21 protein-coding genes and 1 tRNA gene are annotated in these 18,425 nt (G+C 35.3%); 16 read left to right on the top strand and 6 right to left on the bottom strand.

Translation table 11 applies throughout. The features are described from left to right. The first annotated feature begins 27 nt into the window (after nt 1-27). From LB449_RS08070 to cydB, 7 genes are all read left to right on the top strand, one after another. The gene (locus LB449_RS08070) at nt 28-486 is read left to right on the top strand and encodes an OsmC family protein (RefSeq protein WP_224454587.1); all 459 of its coding nucleotides are present in this window, start codon (nt 28-30) and stop codon (nt 484-486) included. Between the two features lie 3 nt (nt 487-489). Beyond that, nucleotides 490-1,395: an ABC transporter ATP-binding protein gene (locus LB449_RS08065; protein WP_224454586.1), complete on the top strand. Its 906-nt coding sequence runs from the start codon at nt 490-492 to the stop codon at nt 1,393-1,395. Between the two features lie 3 nt (nt 1,396-1,398). Beyond that, a complete protein-coding gene (locus tag LB449_RS08060; RefSeq protein WP_224454585.1) occupies nt 1,399-2,118 on the top strand; it encodes an ABC transporter ATP-binding protein in 720 nt (239 codons plus the stop codon). Next, nucleotides 2,115-3,221, top strand: coding sequence for an ABC transporter permease (locus LB449_RS08055; protein ID WP_224454584.1), 1,107 nt, complete (start codon nt 2,115-2,117; stop codon nt 3,219-3,221). Before LB449_RS08060 ends, LB449_RS08055 begins: the two co-directional genes overlap by 4 nt. A gap of 22 nt (nt 3,222-3,243) precedes the next feature. Beyond that, nucleotides 3,244-4,365: an ABC transporter permease gene (locus LB449_RS08050; protein ID WP_224454583.1), complete on the top strand. Its 1,122-nt coding sequence runs from the start codon at nt 3,244-3,246 to the stop codon at nt 4,363-4,365. A gap of 103 nt (nt 4,366-4,468) precedes the next feature. Beyond that, complete coding sequence (locus tag LB449_RS08045; protein WP_224454582.1) at nt 4,469-5,845, top strand: cytochrome ubiquinol oxidase subunit I; 1,377 nt, start codon at nt 4,469-4,471, stop codon at nt 5,843-5,845. Nucleotides 5,846-5,858: 13 nt separating this feature from the next. After that, the gene (gene cydB / locus LB449_RS08040; protein WP_224454581.1) at nt 5,859-6,896 is read left to right on the top strand and encodes a cytochrome d ubiquinol oxidase subunit II; all 1,038 of its coding nucleotides are present in this window, start codon (nt 5,859-5,861) and stop codon (nt 6,894-6,896) included. A 47-nt stretch (nt 6,897-6,943) separates the two neighbouring features. Here cydB and LB449_RS13980 read toward each other — a convergent pair whose 3' ends face one another. Beyond that, nucleotides 6,944-7,075: a hypothetical protein gene (locus LB449_RS13980; RefSeq protein ID WP_262901851.1), complete on the bottom strand. Its 132-nt coding sequence runs from the start codon at nt 7,073-7,075 to the stop codon at nt 6,944-6,946. A 179-nt stretch (nt 7,076-7,254) separates the two neighbouring features. Next, nucleotides 7,255-8,139, bottom strand: coding sequence for an AraC family transcriptional regulator (locus tag LB449_RS08035; RefSeq protein ID WP_224454580.1), 885 nt, complete (start codon nt 8,137-8,139; stop codon nt 7,255-7,257). Nucleotides 8,140-8,354: 215 nt separating this feature from the next. Between LB449_RS08035 and LB449_RS08030 the strand changes: the two genes are divergently transcribed. Beyond that, nucleotides 8,355-8,939, top strand: a complete 585-nt coding sequence (locus LB449_RS08030; protein WP_224454579.1) for a T9SS type A sorting domain-containing protein — start codon at nt 8,355-8,357, stop codon at nt 8,937-8,939. A 179-nt stretch (nt 8,940-9,118) separates the two neighbouring features. Beyond that, nucleotides 9,119-9,844, top strand: a complete 726-nt coding sequence (locus LB449_RS08025; protein ID WP_224454578.1) for an energy transducer TonB — start codon at nt 9,119-9,121, stop codon at nt 9,842-9,844. A gap of 65 nt (nt 9,845-9,909) precedes the next feature. On the opposite strand, the gene LB449_RS08020 is transcribed toward LB449_RS08025, so the two are convergent. Next, a complete protein-coding gene (locus LB449_RS08020; RefSeq protein WP_224454577.1) occupies nt 9,910-10,308 on the bottom strand; it encodes a PUR family DNA/RNA-binding protein in 399 nt (132 codons plus the stop codon). Nucleotides 10,309-10,383: 75 nt separating this feature from the next. Next, nucleotides 10,384-12,144: an ABC transporter ATP-binding protein gene (locus LB449_RS08015; protein ID WP_224454576.1), complete on the bottom strand. Its 1,761-nt coding sequence runs from the start codon at nt 12,142-12,144 to the stop codon at nt 10,384-10,386. A 185-nt stretch (nt 12,145-12,329) separates the two neighbouring features. Here LB449_RS08015 and nusB point away from each other — a divergent pair, with 185 nt between their 5' ends. The 7 genes from nusB to LB449_RS07980 all read left to right on the top strand — a co-directional run bounded on the left by nusB (nt 12,330) and on the right by LB449_RS07980 (nt 16,310). Then, nucleotides 12,330-13,271, top strand: a complete 942-nt coding sequence (nusB, locus tag LB449_RS08010) for a transcription antitermination factor NusB (RefSeq protein ID WP_224454575.1) — start codon at nt 12,330-12,332, stop codon at nt 13,269-13,271. 45 nt (nt 13,272-13,316) lie between these two features. After that, complete coding sequence (locus tag LB449_RS08005) at nt 13,317-13,790, top strand: DUF1573 domain-containing protein (RefSeq protein ID WP_224454574.1); 474 nt, start codon at nt 13,317-13,319, stop codon at nt 13,788-13,790. A gap of 5 nt (nt 13,791-13,795) precedes the next feature. Then, complete coding sequence (gene yajC / locus LB449_RS08000; protein WP_224454573.1) at nt 13,796-14,101, top strand: preprotein translocase subunit YajC; 306 nt, start codon at nt 13,796-13,798, stop codon at nt 14,099-14,101. 80 nt (nt 14,102-14,181) lie between these two features. Then, nucleotides 14,182-14,742: a thioredoxin family protein gene (locus tag LB449_RS07995; RefSeq protein WP_224454572.1), complete on the top strand. Its 561-nt coding sequence runs from the start codon at nt 14,182-14,184 to the stop codon at nt 14,740-14,742. Nucleotides 14,743-14,837: 95 nt separating this feature from the next. Then, entirely contained in the window at nt 14,838-15,155 is a 318-nt protein-coding gene (gene trxA / locus LB449_RS07990; RefSeq protein WP_224454571.1) for a thioredoxin, read from the top strand. Nucleotides 15,156-15,222: 67 nt separating this feature from the next. Next, a complete protein-coding gene (locus tag LB449_RS07985) occupies nt 15,223-16,152 on the top strand; it encodes a DUF58 domain-containing protein (RefSeq protein ID WP_224454570.1) in 930 nt (309 codons plus the stop codon). A gap of 84 nt (nt 16,153-16,236) precedes the next feature. After that, a tRNA-Asp gene (locus tag LB449_RS07980) sits at nt 16,237-16,310 on the top strand. Nucleotides 16,311-16,425: 115 nt separating this feature from the next. On the opposite strand, the gene LB449_RS07975 is transcribed toward LB449_RS07980, so the two are convergent. Then, nucleotides 16,426-16,878 carry a ribonuclease H-like YkuK family protein gene (locus LB449_RS07975; RefSeq protein WP_224454569.1) on the bottom strand — a complete coding sequence of 151 codons (453 nt, stop codon included), beginning with the start codon at nt 16,876-16,878 and terminating at the stop codon, nt 16,426-16,428. A gap of 294 nt (nt 16,879-17,172) precedes the next feature. Further along, nucleotides 17,173-18,321, bottom strand: coding sequence for an aminotransferase class V-fold PLP-dependent enzyme (locus tag LB449_RS07970; protein ID WP_224454568.1), 1,149 nt, complete (start codon nt 18,319-18,321; stop codon nt 17,173-17,175). Nucleotides 18,322-18,425: the final 104 nt, after the last annotated feature.

Genomic DNA, 18,425 nt, shown 5'->3' with positions numbered 1-18,425 from the left:
TAAACTCATAATAAAACAAGATTAGAAATGACTGAGCATATTTATAATGTTGACATAGAATGGTTGCATACCCGCAAGGGAAAAATGTATTCCCCAGAATTGCATAATGCTAAGGAGAATATCGCAAATGCGATGGAAGTTGCACCTCCAACTCAATTTTCGGGTGGAATCCCTTACACGTGGACTCCAGAGCATTTATTTACGTCTGCAGTGAGCAGTTGTTTGATGACGACGTTTCTTGCGATTGCAGAGTACTCCAAACTTGACTTTGTTAGCTTTAATTGCAAGTCTAAAGGAATTTTAGATAAAGTCGATGGGCGCCCGATGATGAGTGAAATTCAATTGTATCCTGAAGTAATTGTTTCAGATGAGTCATTCATTGAAAAGGCCGAAAAAGTACTTTGGAAAGCAAAGAAAGCCTGCCTTATTTCAAATTCAGTGAAATCTGAAATCACTATTCATCCAACGGTCACTGTACAATCCTAAGTCATGAGCCTTCATATCAACAACATTTCCAAATCCTTTAAGGACTTAAAAGCCGTAAAACACATCAGCCTTGAAGTCAAAGAAAATGAGCTTTTTGGGTTGATAGGACCCGATGGTGCTGGTAAAACCACGCTATTTAGGATTCTGGCAAGTTTGCTTTTACCTGATGAAGGTAGTGCAAACGTTGCTGGATTTGATGTTATTAAAGACTATAAAAAATTAAGGAAAAATATAGGTTATATGCCCGGAAAGTTTTCGCTTTATCAAGACTTAACGGTTGAAGAAAATCTTAATTTTTTTGCTACAATTTTCGACACAAATATTGAGGAAAACTACGATTTAATAAAAGACATCTATATCCAAATAGAGCCTTTCAAAAAGAGGAAAGCTGGAGATTTATCTGGCGGAATGAAGCAAAAATTAGCTCTGAGTTGTGCTTTGATCCACAAACCAAAAGTGTTGTTTCTGGACGAACCGACAACGGGCGTTGATCCAGTTTCAAGAAAGGAATTTTGGGACATGTTAAAGAAGCTTCAAAAAAAGGATATCACCATTTTTGTGTCCACGCCTTATATGGATGAAGCAGCTTTGTGTGATCGCATTGCATTTATCAACCAGGGTGAAATCCTTCAGGTTGATACACCTTCAGCTATTGTGAAGAACTTTGCTAAAGAAGTCATTAATATACGTACCAATTCGATTTACAAAAGCTTACAAGTTTTAGGAAAATATCAATACACGCATAGTAATTATCCTTTTGGTGAATCGCTTCATTATATGGATTCTCGAGATGATTTTGATCCGAATGAGATAAAAAAACACTTGGAAGATGAAGGAATTGAAGACGTTGAAGTCCAGTTGATTACACCGGAAATTGAGGATATATTTATGGAACTCTCTAGAGAATAAATCATGGAAACTACAATAAAAGCAACAAATCTAACGAAGTCCTTTGGGGACTTTACCGCTGTTGATAAGCTCAATTTTGAAGTGGAAAAAGGTGAGATTTTTGGCTTCTTGGGTGCCAATGGAGCTGGTAAGACCACAGCTATGAAAATGCTTATTGGTATCTCCAAACCTTCAGCCGGCGATGCAGTTGTTGCGGGATATCAGGTATCCAATCAGGCAGAATTGGTGAAGAAAAACATTGGTTATATGAGCCAGAAGTTTGCTTTATATGATGACTTGAACATCAAAGAAAACATTCAATTTTTTGGCGGTATATACGGGTTAGATTCAAAATCAATTGAAGTAAAGTATAACAGAGTAGTCGAAAATTTGGGACTTCAAGACTATGCTAAACAGCTAGTAAGAAGTTTGCCCCTGGGTTGGAAGCAGAAATTAGCCTTCTCGGTAGCCCTGTTACACCAGCCTAAAATAGTGTTTTTGGATGAACCTACCGGCGGTGTTGATCCCGTTACGCGTCGGCAGTTTTGGGAATTGATCTACGAAGCGGCAAACCAGGGGACTACCATTTTTGTAACCACGCATTATATGGATGAAGCTGAATATTGCGACCGAATTTCTATTATGGTAGAAGGCGAAATTAAAGCTCTGGATACGCCCAAAGTCCTGAAAAAAGAATTTGGTGTAAGTAGCTTAAATGACGTATTTCTAAAACTTGCACGATGAAGAAATTTATAGGATTTGTACAAAAAGAGTTTTACCACATCTTTAGAGATAAACGTTCGCTTTTTATTTTATTCGGTATGCCTATCGCTCAAATTTTGCTGTTTGGTTTTGCCATTTCCAATGAAATCAATAACGTAGATATTGCTGTTCTTAATAAAGCTGACGATAAAAATTCAATAGAAATTATTGAGAATCTTCAGGCCTCCAAGTATTTCAATGTTTTGGAGGAGCTGCAAAGTGAAAAAGAGATTGAAAAAGCCTTTCAAAAAGGAAAAATTAAAGCAGTCGTTACTTTTGAAAAAGATTTTGCTAAAAACCTTCAACGTCTTCAAGCGAGTAAACTGCAAATTATTACTGATGCAACCAATCCTAACATTGCAAATACCATAACCAACTATATCAATTCCATACTCACAAAATATAGCCATATTTCTTTAAAGCAAAACACATCACCTGAACTGGTAGGGACTGAAAGCAGAATGCTGTTCAATCCAGCTTTGGAAAGTGTGTATATGTTTGTGCCTGGAGTGATGACGGTCATTTTAATGTTGGTTTCAGCTATGATGACTTCTATTTCTATCACTCGGGAAAAAGAAGTCGGATCCATGGAAATTTTACTGGTTTCTCCTTTGAAACCGATAACAGTTATTGTAGGCAAAGTTGTTCCTTATATTTTTCTATCCATCATAAATGCCACTGTCATTGTACTCTTGAGTGTGTTTGTATTTCAAATGCCCATTGTGGGAAGCCTATCCTGGTTAGCGCTGGAGAGCATTTTATTTATTATCACTTCATTGAGCCTGGGTATTTTAATTTCTACCTTATCATCAACTCAGCAAACGGCGATGATGATTTCATTGATGGGCCTGATGTTACCTACCATCTTACTTTCAGGCTTTATTTTTCCTATCGAAAGCATGCCTCTGCCTTTACAGGTGATAAGTAATATTATTCCGGCCAAGTGGTTCATTATCATTTTAAAATCCATTATGCTTAAAGGTGTTGGTTTTGGATTCTTCTGGAAGGAAACACTGATTTTGCTGTTTATGACTTTTGTTTTCCTGAGTATAAGTATCAAAAAATATAAAATAAGACTAGCCTAGGCTTTACTATTAAAAAGAAAATATGAAAATTGTATTTATTATCATCCGGAAGGAGTTCAAGCAAATTTTCAGGAACAAAGCCATGATTCCTATTATTTTTGTGTTGCCCTTACTTCAGCTCGTTATTTTATCCAATGCAGCAACTTATGAAGTAAAGGATATTCAGGTTGCCTATATCGATCATGACAATAGCATTTCTTCACGCTTATTAATAGAGCATATCAAAGGATCTTCTTATTTTTTAGCTCCTATACATTTTGAAACCTCTAGGCAGGCTGAGGAGGTCATTTTGAAGGATAAAGTTGATATGGTACTGGAAATTCCGGGTGATTTTGAAAAAAACATCATCAATTCCCAACATCCGCAAATTGCTCTTAGAATTAATGCGATTGATGGAGCAACTGCTGGTGTCCAAAATGTTTATATCCAGCAAATAGTGATGCATTTTAATAAAAATATTCAACTAAAAAATAAGACTCTGAACACTTTTAATCAGAGCTTTTCAAAGACTGAAAGTATAGCTTCATTTTGGTACAATCGAAATCTGAATTACAAAACTTTGATGGTGCCAGGAATTTTGGTACTCATCATTACCATGCTAACTATATTTCTGTCAAGTATGAATATTGTTAGGGAAAAAGAAATTGGCACTTTAGAACAAATCAATGTGACCCCTATCAAAAAATGGCAATTCATAGTCGGGAAATTGTTTCCATTCTGGGTAATCGGTTTGTTACTACTTAGTGTAGGATTACTTATCTCAAAACTGATTTTTAATATTCCTATGCTTGGAAGCATTTTCTTGATTTACGGCTACACCAGTCTTTATTTATTAGTGATTTTGGGGATGGGTTTGTTTATCTCCAACTTCACAGATACCCAACAACAGGCCATGTTTATCGCTTGGTTTTTTGTAGTTATTTTTATTCTCATGAGTGGATTATTCACTCCTGTAGAAAGCATGCCAACGTGGGCAAAAATTTTTACGGAGTTCAATCCTGTAGCCTATTTTGTTGAGATGATGCGTATGGTTATGCTTAAAGGGTCAAATTTCCAAGATGCATCGAGACTGATTATTAAAACTTTTATTTACGCCGTTATCATGAATTCTTTGGCAGTGTGGAGCTATCGTAAAAAGATTTGACGCTATTAAGAAATGAATTGAAATTCACTTTATTAATTAAAATTTGAGTAACATTTGTGGCATAGTTACTTTACGTCATTTTTTAGTTTTGTAAAAAAAAATTATGGATGTAGAAATTCTCTCTCGTATCCAATTTGCCTTCACCGTCGCTTTTCATTATATCTATCCGCCTCTTAGTATTGGTATAGGATTGATTATGGTTGTTTTTGAAAGCATTTATATACGAACGAAAAACAAACAATATGAAGTATTGGCCAAATTCTGGACTAAAATTTTTGCTATTACTTTTGGTATTGGTGTGGTAACAGGAATTGTTATGGAATTTGAATTTGGTACCAATTGGGCCACCTATTCCAGGTACGTAGGTGATATTTTTGGTAGTGCCTTGGCCGCAGAAGGTATTTTTGCTTTTGCTTTGGAGAGCAGTGCCTTAGGAGTCTTGTTATTTGGGTGGAATCGAGTAAAACCTTGGGTACACTTGGTGGCTACCTGGGCTGTCTTTCTAGGTTCTATGTTTTCTGCTGTCTGGATTGTTATAGCTAACTCCTGGCAACAAACTCCTGCAGGTTACCACATTGTAGGGGAAGGTATGCAGGCCAGGGCAGAAATTGTTGACTTTTGGGCTATGGTTTTTAATCCTTCGTCCGTAGATCGACTCACACACGTCTGGTTGGGAGCTTTTCTGGCGGGCACATTCCTGATTTTAAGTGTACATGCTTACTATATACTGAAGGGTCGCTTTGTGGTTCTTTCAAAAAAAGCTTTTAAAATCACCTTGATTGTCGCCACCATTTGTTCATTAGCTCAATTATTTACAGGACACAGTTCTGCGGAAGGTGTTTCTGAAAATCAGCCAGCAAAATTGGCCGCCATGGAGGGTCATTTTGAAGCAGAAGCCCCTGCCGATTTATATTTATTGGGATGGGTAGATAAAGATAGCAAAACCACAACCGGCCTCAAAATTCCTGGAGGATTGTCCTTTATGTTGGATCAGGATTTTGAAACTCCTGTCACAGGTCTTGATGCTTTTCCTATTGAAGACCAGCCGTCTCAAGTGATTGCCGTTTTTCAATTTTATCATCTTATGGTGGCTATTGGAATGTTTTTAATTGCCTTGAGCTTATTTGCTGTTTGGCAATGGAAACGTGGTAAATTATTTGAAAAAAAATGGTTGCTGTGGACCTTCGTCTTTACAGCTTTACTCCCTCAATTGGCTAACCAATTTGGTTGGTTTGCTGCAGAAATGGGTAGGCAGCCTTGGGTGGTCTATGGTTTGCTGAGAACATCAGACGCCTTGTCTAAGAGTGTACAAGCCAATCAGGTTTTGTTTTCTCTTATCTTGTTCTTCATAGTGTATTTTATTCTATTCCTCTTGTTTGTCTATCTAATGAATAAGAAAATTAAAAGCGGCCCAGAAAGCGATATCGACTTTGATCAAGGAAGTTTAAATAAAGAAATAGCAGACGTCGTCACAAAATAATAAAACTCAAGTTATGGAAACGTTTTTAGGTTTAGATTATCCCACCTGGTGGTTTTTAGTTGTAGGAGGACTCTTTTCCGGGTACGCTATTTTAGACGGCTTCGATTTTGGAGCTGGAGCCTGGCACATGTTTTTTAAGAAAAATTCAAGTCGGGAAACCGCTTTAAAAGCCATTGATCCTACCTGGCACGGGAATGAAGTGTGGTTAGTGATAGGAGGTGGAACCTTATTTGCTGGCTTCCCCGTATTTTATGGGACTCTGTTTTCTGCCATGTACACCCCTTTTATTTTATTTCTTTTATTTATCATTTTTAGAGGAATCTCTATTAAATTCAGGAATATGGAAGAGATGCTCTGGTGGAGGCGTATGTGGGATTGGGGGTATTCTATTTCTAGTATTATGCTTGCTTTTTTATTGGGGGTTGTCCTTGGTAATATCTTAAACGGAATGCCTTTAGATGAAAATTTTGAATACACAGGACGTGGTTTTTTTGAGTTTCTTAATCCATTTTCAGTCTTGGTTGGAGTGACAAGTTTAGCCCTGTTTATGATGCACGGTGCTATTTATCTATTGCTCAAGACCGAAGGTAAATTATATACTCGAATACAGCAATTTCTAAAAATTGGAATCGCCTTTTTTATCATCTCTTACGTGGTAACCACAGGATATGGCTTCTTTAATTTAGAACATTTACTTTTAGTTTTCAATGAAAATAAAGTGCTTTATGTGGTTCCGTTTTTGGTGTTTTTAAGCATTGCAAACGTACCAAGACTTGCCAGTAAAAAGAAGTACGGCTGGGCCTTCATTTTTACAAGCCTTACCATTGCATTGTTGCTGGGAATTGTCGCTTTTGAATTGTATCCACGTTTATTGTTATCCAATTCAGAAATTGAAAATAGTATTACCATATATAACGCCGCTGCTTCCACCAAAACTCTCAAAATCATGATGGGATTTGTAGCTGTAGGAGGACCTTTGGTTTTGATGTATAGTTATTTTGTGTATAAAACGTTCTGGGGAAAAGTCAAAACAGATGCCGAAGGCTATTAATCAAACGAGTAGGGTAGAGGCGCTTTTTTTAATAATCAAGAAGAGTATCAAGAGCTATTCCCGCTATACATTACAAGTCCACCACCGTCAGCTGGCAAAACTAAAAGTCCCAAAAGAGCTTCCGCTGGTCGCTTTTTGAGTCTCGGTGTTGCATAGCTGCCATTTTGCGGGCTTTCCATTCCTATCGGGGCTATAAGGGTTCCTCCCCCTAACCCCCTCCCAAGGAGGGGGGACTTTTAGTCTACTCTTTTGTTTTAAACCCTGTCTTGTTTAACTTGATTCAACATCTCTATTATCAAAAGAACATAGATTAATTGATTTTTTCACTACTCACTACTCACTACTCACTACTCACTACTCACTTTTCAGTTACAGAATAAACCAGTTCATTTCTGTATTGAGAGGGAGTGCGACTTGTGAAAGCTTTAAACTTTTTATTGAAATGGCTAAAATTATTGAAACCACTTTCATAGCAAATATCTAGAATACTGACTTGTTTTTCGTGAAGCATTTTGGCCGCATGAGTTAATCGATAATCATTAACAAATTCTATAAAGGTTTTTCCTGTGATTTTTTTGAAATATCTACAAAATGCAGGTTTTGTCATATTCACTAGTTCAGAAATTTCATCTAAGCTAATGGTTCTCTTGAACTCTTCTCTTACAAAATTGAAAACCAAATTAATTCGTTGATTGTCCTCTATTTTGGTTTCAAGCATATAGCCTTCTGCATTCAAAAGGGTATAGTTTTTTGCTTCAGACAATTCTTTTAAAATATTGATTAGCCCAAGTAATCGGGAAAGCGGAGATTGTTCGTTAAGATTTTCAATTAACGCTCCAATCTGGCGCTTATCTTCACCATGGAAAACGATCCCATTTTGAGCACGTTGTAATAAACTTTTAACTTGATGAAATTCTGGTAAGTCAAAAAAGGAACCCCCAAGGAATGTAGGCAGCATTTGTATGACGGTCTCTCTTTGATGCTTTTCCAGCGTATCTGTAAATCCACAATGTGGAAGATTAGACCCAATTAAAATCAAATTCCCATTTCTATAAAATGAAGAATGGCTACCCACAAGTCGTTTTCCAGATCCTTCATTGATATACACCAACTCAATCTCAGGATGATAATGCCAGAACGTATCATTTTTATTTTGATGATGAACATTGAAATGTTTGTAGGTAAAGGAAGTACCAAATCCAGTTTCAAGTTTTTCTAATATGGGTTTAGTTTTTTTACTCATGTTTCTGATTGAAAATAAATCAAAATCAATTTACAAATTTTTAAAAGTATTAATACCTCTAAATGTGCAATATAATTTGAATTGATACATGTTATAGCTAATTATGGTTAATATAGCACATATATGTGTTTATTTTGAATTTATTAAAGCCTTTAATGGCACTTATATTTGTAACGTATTAAATAAGATTATTTATTAACATAAAAAATAAAATCATGAACACTATTTTTAAAACAAGCTTATCTCTTTTGTTGTTAATTGTGAATTTTAATGTAAATGCAGCGAGACAATTTGAAGTAAATGTAAATTCAGAAAATGTATTGGAAATTCAGATTACTGGAAATGATGATAATAACAAACTTAGTTTTATTGATGCAAAAGGAGAACTTTTATTTGTAGATACAGAATTATCTCAACCATACTTTAAGAAAATAAGTTTAAAAACACTTCCAAAAGGTACTTACACAATCAGTCTGGAAAATTCAAACATTATTTCATACAAATCAGTACTGAAAACTAGTAGAGGAATTAAAGTTGAAGATTATGGTGTTGTCTTTAAGCCAAAATTTAAGGTGATGAATACCAACAAAAGACAGGTAAGAGTTTCTTTTACAAATCCTACCAAGGATTTTACTCAAATGAAAATATATGATGCAGAAGGGCATCTTATCATGGATGTGAAGGATAAAGATTTGGTTTTTAAAAAGACTTTAGATTTTTCTGAGGCACCAGCAGGAGAGTATTCTGTAGCAATTAATAGCAGAGGTCTCAGTTATTTGGAAAAGCTTTACATTAAATAAGTATTTAAGTTTTGTATTTATCCCTTGTAAATTTAGTTTGCAAGGGATTTTTTATGCTCTGGCATTATTATTGGTTTTGTTGAAAAAGCTAGCACATAGACGAATTCGTTTTTGACCTTAAAGCATATGAGTTTTTAAACTTATAAAGCTATTGACTATTCACACACAAAAAACGAATGATGAAACCAAAAAAATATTCCAATAAAAATCTAGATCAAAAAAAGACGTTGTTCTTTCAAATTGGTTTAGTAGCCGCACTTACTTTTATATTGATTTTAGTAGAGTGGGAGACAGTGGCAAAATCAACATCAGATCACGAAGTTGTTTCTTATGTCATGCTTGAGGAGGAAGAAATCCCCATTGTAAATATTCAAAAACAGCAACACGAGCCTATACCAGAGCCCAAAATAGATACTGATGATTACATCATTGATGAAAAATCACCGGAGACAAAAGAGGATTTACCAGAGCAAAAGGAATTAAAACCTACAGAGGCACTCTTAGATTTTGATGAATTAGAAAAAATCGAAGAAGAGCCGATTAAAGAAATTAGCTTTGAGTTCATTGAAGACGTTCCCATCTTTCCTGGCTGTGAACTATACTCAGACAACGAACAGAGAAAATCCTGTATGAGTGAGCAACTCAGGAAGTTTATCAATAAGGAGTTTAATTCAGGTCTGGCTTCCGAATTAGGTTTGCAAGGAACCAACCGCATTTATACTTCTTTCAAAGTTAAGGCAAATGGTGAAGTCGAATTTATTAATGCAAGAGCTCCACATCCCAAATTGAAAGAAGAAAGTCAGCGAGTTATTGAAAAACTCCCTCGAATGCAGCCAGGGAAACAACGTGGAAATCCAGTCGATGTTATTTTTGCTTTACCTATTACATTCAAAGTTTCTGATTAACCATTAAAAAAACCCTCTAAAACTTAAGTTTAGAGGGTTTTTTGTACCGTATAGTTTGCTAATGTTTAAATATCGTCGAAGCTTATATTTGTAAAAGCAGTCGCGCTTGTTTTTGCTTCATGCTCTTCAGTTTTTACAGAGTTATTTGTCTCTATTTCTGATGGCTTCGTGAAATCTTTTTGATGTCTATCGCTTATAACTTCTTCTCCCTTTTTGTCAATTATGAAATTGGTAGTTTCATCCAGAGCTTCTTTAAAGTTTTCAAAATCTTCTTTGTATAAGTAAATTTTATGTTTTCTGTAAAAGAAAGAGCCGTCTTCATTTGTGAATTTTTTACTTTCTGTAATCGTTAGATAATAATCATCTGCTTTTGTAGACCTGACATCAAAAAAGTAAGTCCTCCTGCCAGCTCTTATCACTTTTGAAAAAATGTCTTCATTCTTCATCGACCCTTGTTCACTCATAATACCTTTGTTAAATAAGATTAATATAACGTTTGTTCAAAAGTCTTAAAAAAAATCAAAAATGCAAATTTATTTTCAACTTTCTTTTTCTGAAAGTTGTTTGTTATATAAATCTTTATAGTAACCGTTTTGAGCGATTAACTCTGAATGTGTACCTTCTTCAAGGATCTCACCATCATCAAGTACGATAATGTGGTTTGCATTTTTTGCTGAAGACGCACGGTGACTTACAACAACAGAAGTCTTATTGTTAGAAATTTTGTTGAGCTTGTTGAAGATTTCTTCTTCCGTTTCTGTATCTACTGCGGACAAACAATCATCAAACAATACAATCTGTGGGTTTTTTATAATTGCTCTTGCGATAGACACTCTTTGTTTTTGCCCTCCCGAGAGAGTAATCCCACGTTCTCCAAGAATAGTATCATATCCTTTACTGAACTCAATTATATTACTGTGTACTGCAGCGTTTTTAGCAGCGTTGATAATGTCTTCTTCTGTAGCGTCTGCTTTTCCGAATTTAATGTTATCACGTATCGAACTACTGAAGAGGAAAGCATCCTGTGGAACATATCCCAATTGCTGTCTTAAGTTATCCAAATTAAAACTTTCAATGGGTTTTCCATCTATCAATATCTCGCCTTTGTCGACATCGTACAATCGCCCTATCAATTCCAGAATTGTAGATTTACCAGATCCGGTTTTGCCCATGATGGCCAAGGTTTCACCCTTTTTCACCTTAAAGGAAATATTTCTCAGAGCCACAATATTGGTGTCTTCATAAGTAAAGCTGACGTTCTTGAATTCAATTTCACCTTTAATAACTTCAGAAGTGTCTGGTGAATTATTTTTGACGTTTGGGGATTCGCTTAAAAACTCATTGATACGTTCCTGAGAGGCTTCTGCCCTTTGCACCATTGATGTTATCCATCCAACAGAGGCGACTGGCCAGGTAAGCATATTTACATAAAGTAAAAATTCAACGATAACTCCCACGTTTTCGATTTTTCCGTCTATGTATTGCATTCCGCCAAAATAGATTACAAAAAGATTACTAAAACCAATTAGTAAAATCATAAGCGGGAAGAAAAAAGCTTCAACTTTTGCAAGATTGACGTTTTTGTCCTTGCTTTCGTGAGACAATTTTTCAAAATCTGTATTGAATCTTTTTAAGATTCCGTAAGATTTTATAACAGCGATGCCACTAAAGCTTTCTTGAGTGTATGTATTAAGATGAGATAAAAACCTCTGAATCTCAGCACTTCTTTTATTTATGGCCACACTCAATTTATAGATGGCAAAAGATAAAATAGGAAAGGGGATTAATGTGTATAATGTTAGAGTTGGTGCAGCTTTTATCATAAAATAAATGACTACTACAAATAGTGTGAGCGTTTGCACTCCATACATGAGGGCAGGACCAACATACATTCTGACCTTTGACACATCCTCGGAGATTCGATTCATTAAATCGCCTGTTCTATTTCTTTTGTAAAAATCTAGCGATAGATTTTGATATTGAATATAGACTTCATTCTTCAAATCAAACTCGATGTATCTGGAGACCACAATAAAAGTTTGGCGCATGAGAAAAGTAAGAATAGCAGAGGCGAGGGCTGCTCCAACGATAAGCCCTATGTTGATTAATAATTCTTCTCTTACCTCTGCAACGCTAGTTACTTCACCATTAAGGTAATCTTCTATAGCATTTGTAGAATTTCTTATAAGTTGAGGAGTGAATACAGAAAACACTCGAGCACCAATAGTTATAATAAAACCAAGAAGCAGTCTCCCTCTATATTTGTACAAGTATTTATTTAGACTCTTTAAGGCCTTCATCCACAATTAACTTTGAGGTTGCAAATGTAATCAAAAGACTGTATTGCCCTTTCTAATAACAAAAGTTTAAAGGTCTATACATCTTAGGTGCCTGCTCTATTTCATTTTGTTTCTAAAAAAACCAAAATAGGGTTCAAACTCTTCTTTTAAATATTATTTTTGCGCTAAAATTCTAGAACTTACAGATGTTAACAAGAAGACATATTCGTGCCAAAGTAATGCAATCTCTTTATGCGTTCCACCAGGGAAGTAAAGACTCTATGCAAGCTGAAGAGAAATTTTTAAAAAAGAGCACAGAAGACATGTACAATCTTTTCCTGCTGAATTTAGAACTCTTGGTTAGCATTAGAAGTCAGGCGGAAGACTACTTCAATATTGTGAAAAAGAAGTTTTTGGCTACTCAAGAAGAAAAGAATCCAAACACTAAATTCATTAATAATAAGCTTTTGTTGAGAATCGCTAACAGTAATGCACTAAGTGAGCTTATCGAAGATAGAAAGCTTAACCATTGGTCTAAAGATAATGAGTATCCGAAATTGATTTGGAATAAAATCCTAGAGTCTGATCTTTATGCAGATTATATTTTTACAGAAACCACAAGTTTTAAAGAAGATAAAGATTTTATTGTCAATATATTCAAAGATATTATTGCACCAAACGATGATTTATATGATTATTACGAAGATCATAATCTGACTTGGATTGGTGATTTTCCTATCGTAAATACAACTGTCTTAAAATTCCTTCAGAAGCAAAAAGAAGACGACGAGGCATTATCAATACCTCGCTTGTATAAAAATGCAGAGGACGAAAATTTTGCTCGGGAGCTATTCACAAAAACACTTCTTGCAGATGAACAGTTTTCTGAAATCACAAAAAATAAAACTCCCAATTGGGATCAGGATAGAATAGCAGAAATTGACAGCATTCTTATGAAAATGGCTTTATGTGAATTTATGAAATTCCCTTCTATTCCTGTTAGGGTCACTATTAATGAATACCTGGAACTAGCCAAAGAATATAGCACTCCGAAAAGTAGCACATTTATAAACGGGGTTTTGGATACGGTGTCTAAAGAATATCAAACTAATGGTAAAATTAATAAAGTAGGTAGAGGCCTAATGTAATTGCCTAATTTGTCATATTTTTGTATAAACTTAAATTTAATACTCATGAAAAAATTAATGTTTGCACTAGTTGCCTTAGCAACATTGTCGTTTACAGCTTGTAAAGAAGGTGCTTCAGCAAAAGTTGATGAATCTAAGAAAGAAATTGCTGAAGAGCGTGATTCTAAAACACAGGCCTATCCAGTGATGGAGTTTGAAGAGCAGGAATTTGATTTTGGTACAGTAGAAGAAGGAGAAGTTGTAGAACACACATTTGTTTTTACAAATACAGGTGATGCACCTCTTATTGTGTCTAATGCAGTAGCAACATGTGGATGTACAGTTCCAACATGGACAAAAAAAGCTATTTCTCCAGGTGACAAAGGGGAGATGCTAGTCAAGTTCAACACAAGAGGAAAGCCTAATCAACAAATGAAGGCTGTAAGAATTACAGCTAATACACAATCTGGAAGGGAAACGCTTAGAATAAAGGCTTTTGTTAACCCACAAAACAGCAACGCTGGTTCTCCAGTAAAATAACATTTATGGATCAAATAGGAAGTCTATTACCTTTAGTTTTAATTTTTGTAGTGCTTTATTTCTTTATGATAAGGCCACAAATGAAGAAACAGAAGAAAGAAAAAAGTTTTATAGAATCCATCAAGCGTGGAGATAAAATTATCACTAAAAGTGGCTTGCACGGAAAAGTAGCTGATATCAGTGAAAAGCTAGATGCTGTAATACTTGAAACAGGATCTGGTAAAATGACTTTTGATAAGTCTGCTTTATCCTATGAGCTTACTCAAAAAATAAATGCTCCTGTAAAAGAAAAGAAAGAAGAAAAGAAATAATTTTCTTGAGCATTAAGTGTTTTAAAAGCTATCGGAAACGATAGCTTTTTTTGTTTAAATTTGATATCAAATAAAAAATAATGTCTTTAACTCCCTCTAAAATGTTGAAGCTTGGAACGCAAGCTCCAAATTTTGAACTTCCAGACAGCATTTCTCGTTCCCTTCTTTCTTTAGAAAAACTCCGAGGAGAAAAAGGAACAATTATCATGTTCATCTGTAACCATTGTCCTTACGTAAAACACGTCAATAATGAGGTCGTTAGGTTAGCAAACGATTATAGAATTTTAGGATTTAGTTTTGTGGCGATTTCAAGTAATGACGTAAAAGCATATCCACAGGACCATCCGGAACAAATGTTTAAAACGGCAAGGCAGCTCAATTACCCATTTCCTTATTTGTACGATGAAAGTCAGGAGGTTGCAAGAGCATACAATGCTGCATGCACCCCAGATTTTTATGTGTTCGATGAAAGTCTAAAATTAGTGTATAGAGGTCAGCTTGATGACTCCAGACCCAAAAATGGAATTCCAACTTCTGGGAGAAGTATAAGAGAAGCTTTAGATGCACTTTTGAACAACAGACCCGTGCCTCAGCTCCAAAAACCTAGTATGGGATGTAATATCAAATGGAGAAGCTATTAACATAAGATGCACTGATTCTTAAATAAGATTAATTAATATATTATTAAGTTGTATATCCCACGACAAAACCTAATTTTGTATAAAACATAATAATTATGACATTAGAAGTAACAGATAAAGATTTTCAAGAGAAAGTATTACAAAGTGATAAGCCAGTTTTGGTTGATTTTTGGGCAGCTTGGTGTGGGCCATGTAGAATGGTAGGTCCAATTATAGATGAACTAAGTTCTGAATATGAAGGGAAAGCAGTAGTTGCGAAGATGGATGTTGATCAAAACCAAGAATTTGCTGCAAAATATGGTGTAAGAAATATACCAACTGTTCTTTTATTTAAGGATGGAGAAATGGTAAATCGCCAAGTAGGAGTTGCACAAAAAGATACTTACAAAGAAGCTATCGATAACCTATTGTAATTTTCAATAAGGTTATATAATTTAAAGGCTTGGTAAATTTACCAAGCCTTTTTTACTTCTGACAACTATGGACCTTAAAAATTCTCTTCGAGAGTCGAATATAACCAACCTTCCTCTATTAGCTTCTCAAGTTGTTGAGGGCTTCATTTCTGGCATTCATAAAAGTCCGTTTCATGGATATTCTGCGGAGTTTGCCGAGCACAAGCTTTATAATACAGGTGAAAGTACTAAACATATAGATTGGAAGCTGTATGGCAAGACAGATAAGCTCTATACTAAGAAATTCGAGGAAGAGACCAATCTTAGATGTCATTTCATTCTAGATCAATCGGCTTCCATGTATTATCCAGAAGTTTCATCTCCATCTATATCCAATTTGGATAAGCTAAGTTTTTCCGCGCTATCGATTGCAGCCATCATGCAACTGCTCAATAGCCAGAGAGACGCAGTGGGCTTGTCTATTTATGATGAAGAGCTAAGGTTTCAGGCAACAGAAAAGGGGAGTGGTCTGCACTATAACATGATCTATAATGAGCTTGAAAAAAGTATAAATACACCACAGCAAAACACTAAAACCAATACTTATCAATTTCTTCACGAAATTGCAGAAAAACTTAAAAGACGTTCACTTGTTTTTTTATTCACAGATTTATTTCAGGCAAATTTGTCAAGATCAGATTTATTTGAAGCATTAAGGCATCTTAAATACAATAAGCACCAAGTGATTCTATTTCACACTTTGGATCATAAAACGGAAGTTAATTTTGAGTTTGATGAAGCTCCAAAGCGGTTTTTTGACCTTGAGACTGGATCTAAAATAGATTTGCATAGTCAGCAAATCCAAAAAGAATATGTAGAAAAGATGTCAGAATTTATCCAAGAAGTGAAGCTGACTTGTGCAAAATATAGAATCAGATACGTTGAAGCAGATATTCGAAAAGATTTTGAAAAAATTTTATCGACTTATTTAGTTGAAAAACAGAAGCTAAAGTCTTAGCATCAAATTTTGCCTAATTATTTTGTCAAAACATGTTTGTGTAATCAAAAATTGGGTTTATATTTGCACTCGCAATTAAGCAACGGTCTGGTAGTTCAGTTGGTTAGAATACCTGCCTGTCACGCAGGGGGTCGCGAGTTCGAGTCTCGTCCAGACCGCTTTTTTTAAGAAGTTGTGTTGTGAATGTGTAAAAACATTCTTAGGTTTAGAAAAATAAACCGCTAGAAGTCTTTCCAATAGGAAGGGCTTTTTTATTTGCAACAAACTTTGATTTCACCCCACAATATGGTCTGCAGCATACACCGCAGGGAGGAGGTGAGGTTTAATTCTCGCTTTAAAGCCCAGCGACTCCACATAACCCACAGCAGCTGTGACCAGTTTATTCGATTTGTATTTAGGATTTTCGTTATAATCCAGGTCTATCGTATCGATTTTTATATCGTGTTCCCGCAAATACAAAGCAGTCTCTACAGAGCGCTCCGCCTCACCCCATAACCTTGTCCACATATCAGTGATCATAGGAACAACTTCTTTTTTATAGATAATATGGCAACCCGTTGAAGCCACATTAAAAACTAAAGTCGTTGCATAAGTAGTTTGTAACCGATTTTGGCTATCGCAGCCAAGAAAAAGCTCAATCTTTTCATTTTTATACTTAGAGAAGTAAGCCTGTACATAGTCAGCAACATCAAAAACACGCTCGTCGGTCAATTTTTTAAAATGCATTTTATGAGTTTAAATCTTGTATGAATATCCATTCAATTCATTAAATAGCTTTTTAATCACAGTGTTTTTTTATTTAGTTTATGAGTTAATCAATGCGATCTTACCAACCATAAAATGTTATGTATGCTCTATTTTTAATTTCTTTTGATTTTGATTGAGTTCACTTCATCAGTCACAATACATTGCTTAATACTTTTCGTTGAATTAAAGTCTTCAGCTTTGATAGAAGATCAACTAAAGCTACTGTAGAAGAATTTGAGTTTTAGAATATGCTTCCTGAAGTCAAAACCACACTCAAATATGTTTGTCCAAAACTTTAATCAATTCATCAATATCATGGTTATCATTATAAACATGAGGCGAAATTCTGATGTAATCCTCTCTCGTGGATAAATGAATCTTATGGGCTTTGAAGTCTTCTGTAAGTTGAGGAGTCTGAAGTTTGGGTGGCAGATGCATACCGTATAAATGCGAACTTACCCAAACATCTTCGTCCTTTTCCAGACCTTTCTCTTCCAGAAAGTCTCTTAAAGGCTCAAGCAAGTTAAAACAATAAGCTTGAATATTTTCTACACCCCAATCGAGAATCTGCTCCAATGCGGACTTTAGCATGGGCAATGCAATAAAATTGCTGAACTCGCCAACGTTATAACGCATGGCGCCCTTGCCATATTCTCTGGGATAAGACGTGAGTTTTTTAAAATCATTGCTGTCTTTCCTGGTCATCCATGAATATTCTATGGGTTCACCATCATTATATTTTTCACTGTAATAGGCTAAACCTGTGGAGTAGGGCCCTAGAAGCCATTTATAAGCCGCACAAATCAAGGCATCAATTTTAAACTCCTGGACATCCAAGTGCAGCGCGCCTACAGATTGCGACCCATCAACTATAAAATAAGTATCGGTCTGGCGACACTTTTCCCCAATGGCTTTCAAATCGAATTTAAGACCTTCCATCCAATGAATAGCCGACATAACGACAACTGCTGTATCCTCATTGATATGTTCAAGAATATCTTCTGTCCACTTTTTAGTTCTTCCTACTATGAATTCAGGGGGATCTATGATTTTAAGTTCAGCTTTATTTTCCTCGCAAAATTTTCTCAAAGCCAAATGATCACTTGGAAACTCTTTACTCACCGTGATCGCATGCTGACCTTTCTTGATTGGGACGTTTTGAATAGCGTTCATCAATCCGTAAGAAGCTGATGGAATTAGAGCAATTTGCGAAGCTGAGCTATTGATTAATTTTCCAAAAAGCATTTTAACCTCTTCAGCAGGTTCAAAGAAATCATGTTCTTTGATGGAAGTTGGATCAGATTTTCTCAAAATCCCCTTTATCCCTGCCTGTTCCACAGATTTGAGGTTGGGAGACATATATGCTCCATTTAAATAATGCAGATCTTCTGGTAGATTAAAAAGATGTTTCTGGTTTTTCATGTTTGTGTCTTTTTAGGAAAACTCGAAATACATAAGAACAGGTATGTTTAATGATATTTCTGTAATATAAACGTCATCATAAATATTTTCAATCTGACATTTAG

Origin of the sequence: Psychroflexus lacisalsi, from assembly GCF_020164495.1 — a bacterium.
Lineage (GTDB): Bacteria > Bacteroidota > Bacteroidia > Flavobacteriales > Flavobacteriaceae > Psychroflexus > Psychroflexus lacisalsi.
This window is presented reverse-complemented; position numbering and strand designations above follow the sequence as displayed.